The following is a 12,318-nucleotide window of genomic DNA, read 5'->3' on the forward strand; positions in this document are numbered from 1 at the left end:
GCCTCGCTCCTACAGAACCGCGTAAGCCCTTGTAGGAGCGAGGCTTGCCCGCGAAGGCATCCTCATGAAACACCACTGCATCCAAAACCATAACAACTAGAGAACCCGAAGATGCACGTACCCGACCCGTTCCGCGAAGGCATGGCCCGTGGCTGGAAAACCTACAACGGCTCGCAACTGACCCAGGACCTGACCCTGGACGCGGACGTGGCGATCATCGGCAGCGGCGCGGGCGGCGGGACCACCGCAGAAATTCTCAGCGCCGCCGGCTACAAGGTGTTGCTGATCGAAGAAGGCCCGCTCAAGACCAGCAGCGACTTCAGGATGCTCGAAGACCAGGCCTACACCAGCCTCTATCAGGAAGGCATCGGTCGCATGAGCAAGGACGGCGCGATCACCATCCTCCAGGGCCGCGCGGTGGGCGGCACCACGCTGATCAACTGGACATCGAGCTTTCGCACGCCCGACCCGACGCTTGAGCATTGGGCCAGGGAACACAACGTCAAAGGCCACAGCCCGGCCGAGATGGCGCCCTGGTTCGAGAAAATGGAACAGCGCCTGGGCGTTGCGCCCTGGATGGTGCCGCCCAACGCCAACAACGACGTGATCCGCAAAGGCTGTGAGCAGCTCGGCTACACTTGGCATGTGATCCCGCGCAACGTGCGCGGGTGCTGGAACCTTGGCTATTGCGGCATGGGCTGCCCGACCAACGCCAAGCAGTCGATGATGGTCACGACCATCCCCGCGACCCTGGAAAAAGGTGGCGAGCTGCTGTATCTGGCCCGCGCCGAAACGCTTTCGATCAAGGACGGCAAGGTCACGGGCCTGCAATGTGTGGCGATGGACGACCGTTGCGTCGCACCTACCGGACGCACAATCACGGTCAAGGCGCGGCATTACGTGCTGGCGGGCGGCGGGATCAACAGCCCGGCGCTGCTCCTGCGCTCGGAGGCGCCCGATCCGCACCAGCGGCTGGGCAAACGCACATTCCTGCACCTGGTGAACATGTCCGCCGGGCTGTTCGATGAGGTGATCAACCCGTTCTACGGTGCGCCGCAGTCGATCTATTCCGACCACTTCCAATGGCAGGACGGCACCACCGGCAAGATGTCCTACAAACTGGAGGTGCCGCCACTGCACCCGGCGCTGGCCTCCACCCTGCTCGGCGGTTTTGGCAAGGAAAACGCCGGGCACATGGAAAATCTGCCCCACACCCACGCGATGCTGGCGCTGTTGCGCGATGGTTTCCACCCGGACAGCCCCGGCGGGAGTGTCGAATTGCGCGGCGACAACACGCCGGTGCTCGACTATCAAGTTTCACCCTACGCCTGGGACGGCTTGCGCCGGGCCTTTCACAGCATGGCCGAGATCCAGTTCGCCGGCGGCGCCAACGCGGTCATGCCGATGCACGCCGACGCGCGCTACGTGAAAACCCTGGCCGAAGCGCGCACGTTGATCGACGGTTTGAGCCTTGAGTTGTATCGCACCCGCCTGGGCAGCGCTCATGTGATGGGCGGTTGTGCCATGGGCGAAGACCCGAAAAACGCCGTGACCGACAGCCTTGGCCGGCATCACCAGATCAGCAATCTGTCGATCCACGATGGCTCGCTGTTCCCCACCAGCATTGGCGCAAACCCGCAATTGTCGGTCTACGGATTGACGGCGCAACTGGCGACTTCGCTGGCCGAACGTTTGAAAAACCCATGAAAACGGAGAATATTCCAATCGTCTATAGTGCTTTCTTACCCAACAGGCGACTTGGCCGACCGGGAAGGCTGCGATACCATCCGACTCCCCAACGGACTCCCGCCAGGACGACGCGATGAACCGAGTGTTGTACCCAGGTACCTTCGACCCTATTACCAAGGGCCATGGCGACTTGGTCGAACGCGCCGCGCGCCTGTTCGATCATGTGATCATCGCCGTCGCTGCCAGCCCGAAGAAAAACCCGTTGTTTCCCCTGGAACAACGTGTGGAGCTGGCCCGCGAGGTCACTAAACATCTGCCCAACGTTGAAGTCGTCGGCTTCTCGACGCTGTTGGCGCATTTCGCCAAAGAGAAGAACGCCAATGTGTTCCTGCGTGGTTTGCGCGCGGTGTCGGACTTCGAATACGAATTCCAGCTGGCCAACATGAACCGCCAACTGGCGCCGGATGTGGAAAGTCTGTTTCTCACACCGTCCGAGCGTTATTCGTTCATTTCCTCGACGCTGGTCCGTGAAATCGCAGCGTTGGGCGGCGATATCACCAAGTTCGTCCACCCTGCGGTAGCGGATGCCCTCACCGAACGCTTCAAGAAGTAACGACCGCTCAAGCGGCGCCCGCGTGCACTGCGGGCGCCAATGCGGCACAATTGCGCGCATTGGTTTATTGCGCCCGGGCCGTCCGCCCTGGCTGGAGTTAGCATGTCCCTGATCATCACCGACGATTGCATCAACTGCGACGTCTGCGAACCCGAGTGCCCGAACGCCGCTATTTCCCAAGGCGAAGAGATCTACGTGATCGACCCGAACCTGTGCACGCAGTGCGTCGGCCACTACGACGAACCTCAGTGCCAGCAAGTGTGCCCGGTGGATTGCATTCCGCTGGATGAAGCGCATCCGGAGACTGAAGAGCAGTTGATGGCGAAGTATCGGATTATTACCGGGAAGGCTTGAGGCAGGCATTTTTGTAGTGCCTGTGCCGGCCTCATCGCGAGCAGGCTCGCTCCCACAGTGGGCTTGTGGTGCTCACATCATTTGATTCACAACACAAATCAACTGTGGGAGTGAGCCTGTTCGCGATGAAGCCATCAGGTACACCGAACATGTAACTGATTCACTCCCGCTGCTCAAACCCCTCCCCGATACACCCCAGGCACCGCACAAATGCGGCTTTCGCCGGATCAACCACCAGCGTCTGTCCCGCATCGCCGATGCCGCCGCCCAAGGCCGTGAACGGCAACGACACCACAAACGCCCCGGCACCGATCACCGTCGCCACCACCAGCAACGGTCTGGCGATCAGCAAGTCGCCGAGCATGGCGTAGGCCGGGGGATTCTGGATGGTGTAACGCGGATCACCGCTGCCGCTGCTAGCCGCCAGCGCGGGCGCACCGACGCTCAGCAGCAGCGCAACAACAAGGGTTCGAAACGAATTCATGGCGCGGTCCTTCGGCTAGGCAGTGAGAACACTGACTATAGACCGTCGCACGTATCAGCTCTGGCAGCGTGGGCAAAAGACGCTGGCGCGCTGCCCCAGTTTCACTTCGCGCAGTTCAGTGCCACAGACTTTGCAGGGCTCACTGCCCCGGCCGTAGACAAACAATTCCTGCTGGAAATACCCCGGCTGACCGTCGCCGCCGATAAAGTCCCGCAGCGTCGTACCGCCCCGCTCAATGGCCGCGGCCAGAATGCGTTTGATCTCGATCGCCAGCTTCAAATAGCGCGCCCGGGAAATGCTCTTGGCCTCGCGACGCGGGTCGATGCCGGCGGCGAACAGGGCTTCGGTCGCGTAGATGTTGCCGACGCCGACCACCACCGCGTTATCCATGATGAACGGCTTGACCGCCATGGATCGTCCGCGGGACTGCTGAAACAAGCGATCGCCATCAAACAGGTCGGTCAACGGCTCCGGCCCCAGGCGAATCAACAGTTCGTGGTTGAGCGGATCGAGACTCCAGAGCATCGCACCAAACCGGCGCGGGTCGGTATAGCGCAGAGCCAGGCCGGACTCGAGTTCGATGTCCACATGCTCATGCTTCGCCGCCGGCATACCGACTTCAACCAATCGCAGGTTGCCCGACATACCCAAGTGACTGATCAGCGTGCCCACTTCAGCATTGATCAGCAGGTACTTGGCGCGGCGTTCCACCAGCACGATGCGCTGGCCGGACAGACGCACATCGAGGTCTTCAGGAATCGGCCAGCGCAATCGGCGGTCACGCACGATCACCCGGCTGACGCGCTGGCCTTCCAGGTGCGGCGCAATCCCGCGGCGGGTGGTTTCGACTTCCGGCAGTTCAGGCATGGTGTTCTCGAATCAGGGCGCTCGAATAAATGCGGCAGCCGATGTTCAGCGGTGGGCGCCGAGGTCACGAATCGTTTGCTTGAGGGTCTCGAAGTCGTAGTCCGAGAGGCCGACATAATCGAGCACCAGATGCCCGATGCTGTTCCATTCGTGGTCTTCGGTCTGATTACCCAACACCCGGTATGACGCACAAATGTGCTCGGCCATTTTCAGGATCGCCAGCAGGTTCTTGAGCTGAGCGTTGCGCGAAGATTCGTCGCTGAAGATCGCCAAGGCGTTGTGGTGATTGGCGATAGCGGCGGTCACATGCTCCGGCAGGCGCCAGGACTTGGCCGTGTAGTAACCGACCACCGCGTGGTTGGTGTTGAACACCCGGTTCTCGGTGTCGACCACCCGGCATTCGGCACTGGCGTTGGCGTAGGCCTCTTCCAGAACGGTCATGTAGTTGGGGAACCGTTGCAGCATCAGCGGCACGCCGCAGTCGTGGAACAGACCCAACGCGTACGCTTCGTCACCGGCCTGGGCGCCGATGCGCTTGGCCAGCGTCAGACAGGTCATCGCCACGTCCTGAGCCGTATCCCAGAACCGGTTCAGGGTGACGATGGTGTCGTCGTTCATCTCGCCCTTGATCGACTGCGCGTTGATCAGGTTGATGATCGAACGGCTGCCCAGCAGGTTCACCGCACGCTGGATCGAGGCGATCTTGTTGCTCAAGCCGTAATACGGCGAGTTGACGATCTTCAGCAAGGCACCAGAGAGCCCTGGGTCCTGGGAGATCAGCTTCGCGATCACTTCCAGGTCCGGGTCGGGCATGTACTGCTCCATCTGCAAATCCACCATGATTTGCGGCTGGGCAGGCACACTGATGCCTTGCAGGGACTGTTGAATCTGTTCGGAAGTCAGCTCTTGGGACATAAGTACACACTCTGGGCCAGGGGGCGATTCTAACCTTTATAAAGTTGGATCCGACACACCGGCCGACACATTGGCGAAATGTTTCATTTCTGCATAGCCATCGACATCGCTTTCGCGGGCAAGCCTCGCGCCTGCAGATTCACACGATCCAGCAGGAGCGAGGCTTGCCCGCGAGGAGTCCATCAGCGTTTCATCGCCCGCCCGGCCCGCCGCAAGCCTCAACACGCTATACTCCCGCTCTTTTTTCCGGAGCGACGTCATGTCCCTGCCTAGCCTGCGCCTCAAAGCCAACGCCGACCGTCGCCTGCGAAACGGCCACTTGTGGGTCTATAGCAACGAAATCGATGTAGCAGCGACCCCTTTGCACGGTTTTCAAGCCGGCGACCAGGCGATCCTCGAAGCCGCCGGCGGCAAGACGCTGGGCATCGTGGCCATGAGCCCGAACAACCTGATCTGCGCCCGTCTGCTGTCGCGCGACATCAAGTTGCCGCTGGACAAGTCGCTACTGGTCCATCGCCTGAACGTTGCCCTGTCCCTGCGTGATCGCCTGTTCGACAAGCCGTTCTATCGCCTGGTCTACGGCGACTCCGACTTGCTGCCAGGCCTGGTGGTCGACCGCTTCGGCGACATCCTGGTGGTGCAGATCGCTTCGGCGACCATGGAAGCCCATAAAGAAGACGTGATCGCGGCGCTGACCCAAGTGCTCAAGCCAAGCGGCATTCTGTTCAAGAATGACTCCGCTGCCCGTGACGCCGAAGGCCTCAACCGTTATGTCGAAACCGTGTTCGGCCTGGTGCCGGAGTGGGTCGCGCTGGAAGAAAACGGCGTGAAGTTCGAAGCACCGGTCATCCAGGGCCAGAAAACCGGCTGGTTCTACGACCACCGCATGAACCGCGCACGCCTGGCTCCTTATGCCAAAGGCAAACGCGTGCTGGACCTGTACAGCTACATCGGCGGCTGGGGTGTGCAAGCGGCCGCGTTCGGCGCCAGTGAAGTGTTCTGCGTCGACGCGTCGGCCTTCGCCCTCGACGGCGTCGAGCGCAACGCCGCGCTGAACGGTTTCGCCGAAAAAATGACCTGCATCGAAGGCGACGTGTTCGAAGCCCTGAAAGAGCTGAAAGCCAGCGAAGAACGCTTCGACGTGATCGTTGCCGATCCACCCGCCTTCATCAAGCGCAAGAAAGACATGAAGAACGGTGAAGGCGCCTACCGCCGCCTGAACGAGCAAGCCATGCGCCTGCTCAGCAAGGACGGCATCCTGGTCAGCGCGTCGTGCTCGATGCACCTGCCGGAAGACGATCTGCAGAACATCCTGCTGACCAGCGCCCGCCACCTGGACCGCAACATCCAGATGCTTGAGCGCGGCGGTCAGGGCCCGGACCACCCGGTCCACCCGGCCATCGCCGAAACCCGCTACATCAAGAGCATCACCTGCCGGTTGCTGCCAAACAGCTGATGACACCGGTTTGACGGGGAGCCAGAGGGCTCCCCGTTTTATTATCTGTTATTGAATTCCGTTCAAACTTCCTACACTTGCGATCCTACGGACTTGCAGGACGTTTCCCTGCGCCTTTCACTATTCAGCATTCAACTGACAAAACTTGTTCATGCCTAAGATCGATCCGACGAAATTACTGGAAGTTTCCTACCCAATATCGCCTTGATAAGCGCTCATTACACTCTATGATTGAGCGTGTCACCACGAAGTGACTCTTACTTTCAATTACAAGGAGTTCCAAATGAAAGCAATTACTCTGGAAGCTAACAGCATCGCCAACCTGGCTTTCCTGGTCGCCCCTAAAGCCCGCTAAGTAAATGAGACGCTGGGGAGTGCCGGCTACCCAGCGTTTTCTATGGCATTGCCCAGAGCGAACCGCCCATCATGCAGATCAGTCCTCATTTATTCATACTTCCACGCACGCCCGGTCAAATAGTCTGGGATTACAAGAATCACAAACAGTTTGAACTGAACCTGAAGTACTCAACCCGACTGGCAGAACTTATCGACAACCCCGAAAAGTTCAACGAACGCAATACAATTGACACCCAGCTACTTGACGCTGGAATACTGACAACTGCAATAACAGATACTACAGACTGGGGCTGGGACGAACTGTCGAAGATATTCCATATCGGCACCAAGAACATTCCGTGCGAACACGTTCCGCAAAATATCAATGAATGGTCAAAACAATACCTTGATCATTGCAGCGACGTACTGAGCACGCCCTCGCCGAAAGCCAGGCGCTCGGAACGCCTGGGATGCGAGCTGATTACCCTGCCAAAACCTTCCTGCCTGCCGGAAGGTTCCCTGGCAAACGCCCTGGTCAATCGGAAAACCTGCCGCACCTTCACGGGTGAAGCCGTTTCCCTCGAAGCCGTCAGTACATTGCTGTACCTGTCCCTCGGCTATCTGCATGAGCGCGAAAACGACGTCGACGAAAGCATCGTCGAAGGTCTCGGCGCCCGGCGCAGCAGCCCGTCCGGAGGCGGACTGAATGCCTGCGAAGGCTTTCTGCTGGTGCAAAACGTCAGCAGCCTGCCACCCGGTGTCTACGCCTATCACCCCACCGGGCACGCGCTGAGTCTGGTTAATCCGCTGCCTCCCCAGCCTTTAGGGCAACTGATGTGCGGACAACACTTCATCAATAACCTGCCCGCAGGCCTGTTCATCACCAGCCGATTCGACAAGCTGTGGTGGAAATATGAACACTCGCGGGCCTACCGAATGGCCTACGTCGAGGCCGGCCATATTTCCCAGACCTTTCAACTGACGGCCACCGCGCTGGGATTGAACACCTGGCTGACCGGTGCATTGACGGACAACCAGGTCGAAGCGCTGCTGGGACTTGAGAACAGCGCAGAGCAACCGCTGTTCTTTGTCGGCTGCGGCCAGAGCGACGGGCAAGTGATGTGCAAGGAATTGAAAGCACTGCTGAGCAGTCGGGGGGCGGAACAATGACCGAGCCCCTCATCGACCCCGCGTCAGCCTCTGCCTCATGGGCCCATCGCTTCACCCTTGGAGACTGGAACACCCGAGCCTCGGTGCGGATCAGCGAACACACCTACCAATTGCCACCGGACCTGAAACGGCAACTGGAAACCCGCCACTGGTTTGCGCCGGAATTTCTGCCCTACCTGAATCATCCGGCAATCAAAGCAGCAGGCAGAGCAATCACTCATCGCCTGTCCGCCAACCATCTGGTGTATTTCCTCGACTACACCACCCTGCTGGAACACCGCATCGTCAACCGTTCCGTGGAAACCATCGTCCACAACGAACTGGGGGTATCCATCCCCCCACGGATGAAAACCGCCGCGCTGCAGCTCTATACGGATGAGGCTTATCACGCACTGTTTTCCAACAGCCTCGCCGAGCAGATTGCCGATATTTACGACATGACAGATCGCCCGGTCGTGCCCCACCGGATAGCCCGGCTGAACGCCCTGCTCGATCGCACACCGGACAAGCACAAGGCACTGGCGTGGTTTCTCGTCGGCTTCGTCTCGGAAACGATTATCGCCAAGGAACTGCTCGACGTTTGCCGTGACACGCTGGTGAGCAGCGTTCAGGAAATGCTCAGGGATCACCTGGCCGACGAAGCGCGTCACAGTCGCTACTTTTGCGAAGTATTCCACCATCTGTGGGTGCAATTGAACTGCGGCCAACGCACGTTTACCGCGAGGTCGCTCGCGGAAATCCTGCTGATTTTCTTTGAGATAGATGAACGCTGGCTTGGGGAAAGCCTGCGCAGCGCCGGCCTGAGTGAAGCGTCTGTCGCGCAGATCCTTGGGGATCTGACCGGCTCGCAAGCACAGCGCCTGCGCGTCCGATCGAGTGCTGGTGCCACGCTCAACGCAATGAAAAAAGCCGGGTTCTTCGATCTGCCTGCCAATCGCCAACTTTTCTCCAGGGCAGGGCTATTCGATGAATGACGGAAAACAGGTAGCCCGGGGCGAACAACGTGCCATGGTCATTCTGTTGATGACCATGACGCTGCTCGGCGTCTTTCCCCTGGATGTGGTGCTCCCCTCCTTTCCCGATCTTTCTGACTACTTTCGGACCTCACCGTCCGACATCGCCCTGTCGGTGAGCGTGTTCGCCATTGGCCTGGCGTTGTCCGTGGTGCTGGTCGGACCATTGTCGGATTTGTGGGGACGCAAGAAATTACTGCTGGCCGGTATCGCAATTGCGGTGGTCGGAGCGACAGGGTGTGTGGTGTCCAGCGAATACAGCTGGTTTTTGTTCTTCCGGGTGATCCAGGCCGTTGGTTGCGGGTCATTCGTCCTGTCACAGGCGTTGGTTCAGGATCTGTTCGTCGGCAAGGAACAGGAGCGAATCAGAATCTGGATGGTGACCGGCGGCGGGGTATTCATTTCGATTTCGCCGCTGCTGGGGACCTGGTTGCAATTGCAGCTAGGCTGGCAGGGCAGCTTTTATGTGTTTATCAGCCTGGCCGTCATTGTCTGGCTTAAAGCCTTCTTTCTGCTCAGGGAAAACCCTCACCTTCATACCACGGCACCTGAACGTTTTTTCAGCGCCTATTGGCGGCTGTGTTCGGATTTGCGCTTCATGGGGTATTGGTTGATTTCAGCCTTGGCTTTTGCCTGCCATTTCTCGTTCATCGTCATTTCACCGATCATTTTCATGGAGCGGCTGGCGCTGTCGCCTTACGCATTTGCCTGGGCGTTGCTGCTGTATGGCGTGGCTTATGTGTTTGGCGGGATTGTCGCCAGCGCGCTGCATCGGTACCTGCAGGCCAACACACAAATAGTCATTGGCCTGGGGCTGATCGCTTTGTCAGGGCTGGTCATGCTGTGGTTGGCGGAACAGTTCGGGCTCTCTGCGGCAGCGGTGCTGATACCCATGTTGATTTGTACGGCAGGCACCACCATTGCCCGGCCCATCGCCAACTCCAAAGCCATGAGTCTCTACCCCCGGAATGCCGGAACCTCGACCTCGGTAGGCGGCGTGCTGATTTTCATGTGCGGCGGTGTGATCAGCGTAGTGATCAGCCTTGCCTCCGAAGACCTGACCACAGCACTAGCCCTGTGCTTCCTGAGCTTGAGTGCTACGGGCCTTGGCCTGAATGTCTTGATTACACGACGGCATCTGGCGCTGAAGGCGGGCTGAAACCTGCCAGTCGTCATCCCGCACGTTGTGTCAGCGCCGGATCAACGCTTCCCGGCATTCCCTCCTGACGCCAGCCGTGTAGAATCGCGACATTCATCGCCAGTCATCCCCCGGCGGGTTTATGAGCTCAAGCTGAAGCGCGCGGCGATCCCGCAAAGTTATCGGCAACTTCCGGACACACGGCCATTTCTGGGTGTTCCAGACGTCAATAGAAGCTCACTTCCCTTTTGATACCTGATTAGCCGCCCGGAGTGCTTCATGCCTGATTACCGCTCGAAAACATCCACCCACGGCCGCAACATGGCCGGCGCCCGCGCACTGTGGCGCGCCACGGGGATGAAAGATGACGACTTCAAAAAGCCGATCATCGCCATTGCCAACTCGTTCACCCAGTTCGTACCGGGCCACGTCCACCTCAAGGACCTGGGCCAGCTGGTCGCCCGCGAAATCGAACGCGCTGGCGGTGTGGCAAAAGAATTCAACACCATCGCCGTGGATGACGGCATCGCCATGGGCCACGACGGCATGCTCTATTCGCTGCCGAGCCGCGAGATCATCGCCGACTCCGTCGAATACATGGTCAACGCCCACTGCGCCGACGCCATCGTCTGCATCTCCAACTGCGACAAGATCACCCCTGGCATGCTCATGGCCGCCCTGCGCCTGAACATCCCGGTGATCTTCGTTTCCGGCGGCCCGATGGAAGCCGGCAAGACCAAACTCGCCTCCCACGGCCTCGACCTCGTCGACGCCATGGTGATCGCCGCCGACTCCAGCGCTTCTGACGAGAAAGTCGCTGAGTACGAGCGCAGCGCCTGCCCGACCTGCGGCTCGTGCTCCGGCATGTTCACCGCCAACTCGATGAACTGCCTGGTCGAAGCCCTGGGCCTGGCATTGCCGGGCAACGGTTCGACCCTGGCGACCCACAGTGATCGCGAACAGCTGTTCCTGCAGGCCGGCCGCACCATCGTCGAGCTGTGCAAGCGTTACTACGGCGAGAACGATGAGTCGGTATTGCCGCGCAACATCGCCAACTTCAAGGCGTTCGAAAACGCCATGACCTTGGACATCGCCATGGGCGGCTCCACCAACACCATCCTGCACTTGCTGGCCGCCGCCCAGGAAGCCGAGATGGAGTTCGACCTGCGCGACATCGACCGCCTGTCCCGATTCGTGCCGCAACTGTGCAAAGTCGCTCCGAATATCCAGAAATACCATATGGAAGACGTGCACCGCGCTGGCGGGATCTTCAGCATCCTCGGCTCGCTGGCCCGTGGCGGCCTGCTGCACACCGATCTGCCGACCGTGCACAGCAAGACCCTGGCCGAAGGCATCGCCAAGTGGGACATCACCCAGACCGACGATGAAGCCGTGCATCACTTCTTCAAAGCCGGCCCGGCGGGCATCCCGACGCAAACCGCATTCAGCCAGTCGACCCGTTGGGAAACCCTGGACGACGACCGTGAAAACGGCTGCATCCGCAGTGTTGAGCATGCATATTCGAAAGAAGGCGGCCTGGCCGTTCTCTACGGCAACATCGCACTGGACGGCTGTGTGGTGAAAACCGCTGGCGTCGACGAATCGATCCACGTCTTCGAAGGCAACGCGAAGATCTTCGAAAGCCAGGACAGCGCCGTTCGCGGCATCCTCGCCGACGAAGTGAAGGCCGGCGACATCGTGATCATCCGTTACGAAGGTCCGAAAGGCGGCCCGGGCATGCAGGAAATGCTCTATCCGACGTCGTACCTGAAATCCAAAGGCCTGGGCAAAGCCTGCGCCCTGCTCACCGACGGCCGCTTCTCCGGCGGCACCTCGGGCCTGTCCATCGGCCATGCTTCGCCGGAAGCCGCTGCAGGCGGCGCGATTGGTCTGGTGCAGGACGGTGACAAGGTGCTGATCGACATTCCGAACCGCTCGATCAATCTGTTGATCAGCGACGAAGAAATGGCCGGTCGCCGTGCCGAGCAGGATCAGAAAGGCTGGAAGCCTGTGGAAAAACGTCCACGCAAGGTGACCACTGCACTGAAGGCCTACGCCCTGCTGGCGACCAGCGCCGACAAGGGTGCCGTGCGTAACAAGGCAATGCTCGACGGGCTGTAAGGCTTAACCGTCGAACAAAAAATGCCCCGCCAAGTGCGGGGCATTTTTTTGACCACGATCCCCCAAACACTGGAGATCAACTGTAGGAGTGAGCCTGCTCGCGATAGCGGTATGTCTGTCACCATTGATGTCGTCTGACACTGCGCTATCGCGAGCAGGCTC

The 12,318-nt window shown here is 59.6% G+C and carries 12 protein-coding genes; 8 read left to right on the top strand and 4 right to left on the bottom strand.

Annotation, left to right across the window (positions count from 1 at the left end; translation table 11 throughout):
• The first annotated feature begins 111 nt into the window (after positions 1 to 111).
• From QMX98_RS26310 to QMX98_RS26320, 3 genes are all read left to right on the top strand, one after another.
• Positions 112 to 1,707 carry a GMC family oxidoreductase gene (locus QMX98_RS26310; protein WP_282411595.1) on the top strand — a complete coding sequence of 532 codons (1,596 nt, stop codon included), beginning with the start codon at positions 112 to 114 and terminating at the stop codon, positions 1,705 to 1,707.
• A gap of 115 nt (positions 1,708 to 1,822) precedes the next feature.
• A complete protein-coding gene (gene coaD / locus QMX98_RS26315) occupies positions 1,823 to 2,302 on the top strand; it encodes a pantetheine-phosphate adenylyltransferase (protein WP_007945531.1) in 480 nt (159 codons plus the stop codon).
• A 102-nt stretch (positions 2,303 to 2,404) separates the two neighbouring features.
• Positions 2,405 to 2,656, top strand: a complete 252-nt coding sequence (locus QMX98_RS26320) for a YfhL family 4Fe-4S dicluster ferredoxin (RefSeq protein WP_010466792.1) — start codon at positions 2,405 to 2,407, stop codon at positions 2,654 to 2,656.
• A 160-nt stretch (positions 2,657 to 2,816) separates the two neighbouring features.
• On the opposite strand, the gene QMX98_RS26325 is transcribed toward QMX98_RS26320, so the two are convergent.
• The 4 genes from QMX98_RS26325 to QMX98_RS26340 form a co-directional block, all read right to left on the bottom strand.
• Positions 2,817 to 3,140 (bottom strand): multidrug transporter, encoded by a 324-nt coding sequence (locus QMX98_RS26325; protein WP_282411596.1) that lies wholly within the window; start codon positions 3,138 to 3,140, stop codon positions 2,817 to 2,819.
• Between the two features lie 54 nt (positions 3,141 to 3,194).
• Positions 3,195 to 4,007: a bifunctional DNA-formamidopyrimidine glycosylase/DNA-(apurinic or apyrimidinic site) lyase gene (mutM, locus tag QMX98_RS26330; protein ID WP_010466788.1), complete on the bottom strand. Its 813-nt coding sequence runs from the start codon at positions 4,005 to 4,007 to the stop codon at positions 3,195 to 3,197.
• A gap of 45 nt (positions 4,008 to 4,052) precedes the next feature.
• Positions 4,053 to 4,868 carry an HDOD domain-containing protein gene (locus tag QMX98_RS26335; protein WP_169857237.1) on the bottom strand — a complete coding sequence of 272 codons (816 nt, stop codon included), beginning with the start codon at positions 4,866 to 4,868 and terminating at the stop codon, positions 4,053 to 4,055.
• A gap of 90 nt (positions 4,869 to 4,958) precedes the next feature.
• The gene (locus tag QMX98_RS26340) at positions 4,959 to 5,183 is read right to left on the bottom strand and encodes a hypothetical protein (protein ID WP_102650749.1); all 225 of its coding nucleotides are present in this window, start codon (positions 5,181 to 5,183) and stop codon (positions 4,959 to 4,961) included.
• Here QMX98_RS26340 and QMX98_RS26345 point away from each other — a divergent pair.
• The 5 genes from QMX98_RS26345 (at position 5,182) to ilvD (ending at position 12,156) form a co-directional block, all read left to right on the top strand.
• Entirely contained in the window at positions 5,182 to 6,378 is a 1,197-nt protein-coding gene (locus QMX98_RS26345) for a class I SAM-dependent rRNA methyltransferase (RefSeq protein ID WP_003195152.1), read from the top strand. The two genes, QMX98_RS26340 and QMX98_RS26345, sit on opposite strands and share 2 nt — an antisense overlap.
• Before the next feature lie 426 nt (positions 6,379 to 6,804).
• Positions 6,805 to 7,884 carry a SagB family peptide dehydrogenase gene (locus QMX98_RS26350; RefSeq protein WP_282411597.1) on the top strand — a complete coding sequence of 360 codons (1,080 nt, stop codon included), beginning with the start codon at positions 6,805 to 6,807 and terminating at the stop codon, positions 7,882 to 7,884.
• On the top strand, positions 7,881 to 8,858 hold the full coding sequence (locus tag QMX98_RS26355; RefSeq protein ID WP_077747209.1) for a diiron oxygenase: 978 nt from the start codon (positions 7,881 to 7,883) through the stop codon (positions 8,856 to 8,858). Before QMX98_RS26350 ends, QMX98_RS26355 begins: the two co-directional genes overlap by 4 nt.
• A complete protein-coding gene (locus QMX98_RS26360) occupies positions 8,851 to 10,056 on the top strand; it encodes an MFS transporter (protein WP_282411598.1) in 1,206 nt (401 codons plus the stop codon). The genes QMX98_RS26355 and QMX98_RS26360 overlap by 8 nt, the downstream gene beginning before the upstream one ends.
• 258 nt (positions 10,057 to 10,314) lie before the next feature.
• Positions 10,315 to 12,156, top strand: coding sequence for a dihydroxy-acid dehydratase (gene ilvD / locus QMX98_RS26365; protein WP_010466773.1), 1,842 nt, complete (start codon positions 10,315 to 10,317; stop codon positions 12,154 to 12,156).
• Positions 12,157 to 12,318 lie beyond the last annotated feature (162 nt).

The organism is Pseudomonas sp. PS02303, assembly GCF_029959925.1.
Taxonomy (GTDB): Bacteria; Pseudomonadota; Gammaproteobacteria; order Pseudomonadales; family Pseudomonadaceae; genus Aquipseudomonas; species Aquipseudomonas mandelii.

Coding starts and splice junctions, on each gene's coding strand:
- QMX98_RS26350 (WP_282411597.1), top strand. CDS start 6,805: ATGCAGATCAGTCCTCATTTATTCATACTTCCACGCACGCCCGGTCAA.
- ilvD (WP_010466773.1), top strand. CDS start 10,315: ATGCCTGATTACCGCTCGAAAACATCCACCCACGGCCGCAACATGGCC.
- QMX98_RS26360 (WP_282411598.1), top strand. CDS start 8,851: ATGAATGACGGAAAACAGGTAGCCCGGGGCGAACAACGTGCCATGGTC.
- QMX98_RS26310 (WP_282411595.1), top strand. CDS start 112: ATGCACGTACCCGACCCGTTCCGCGAAGGCATGGCCCGTGGCTGGAAA.
- mutM (WP_010466788.1), bottom strand. CDS start 4,007: ATGCCTGAACTGCCGGAAGTCGAAACCACCCGCCGCGGGATTGCGCCG.
- coaD (WP_007945531.1), top strand. CDS start 1,823: ATGAACCGAGTGTTGTACCCAGGTACCTTCGACCCTATTACCAAGGGC.
- QMX98_RS26355 (WP_077747209.1), top strand. CDS start 7,881: ATGACCGAGCCCCTCATCGACCCCGCGTCAGCCTCTGCCTCATGGGCC.
- QMX98_RS26340 (WP_102650749.1), bottom strand. CDS start 5,183: ATGACGTCGCTCCGGAAAAAAGAGCGGGAGTATAGCGTGTTGAGGCTT.
- QMX98_RS26320 (WP_010466792.1), top strand. CDS start 2,405: ATGTCCCTGATCATCACCGACGATTGCATCAACTGCGACGTCTGCGAA.
- QMX98_RS26345 (WP_003195152.1), top strand. CDS start 5,182: ATGTCCCTGCCTAGCCTGCGCCTCAAAGCCAACGCCGACCGTCGCCTG.
- QMX98_RS26325 (WP_282411596.1), bottom strand. CDS start 3,140: ATGAATTCGTTTCGAACCCTTGTTGTTGCGCTGCTGCTGAGCGTCGGT.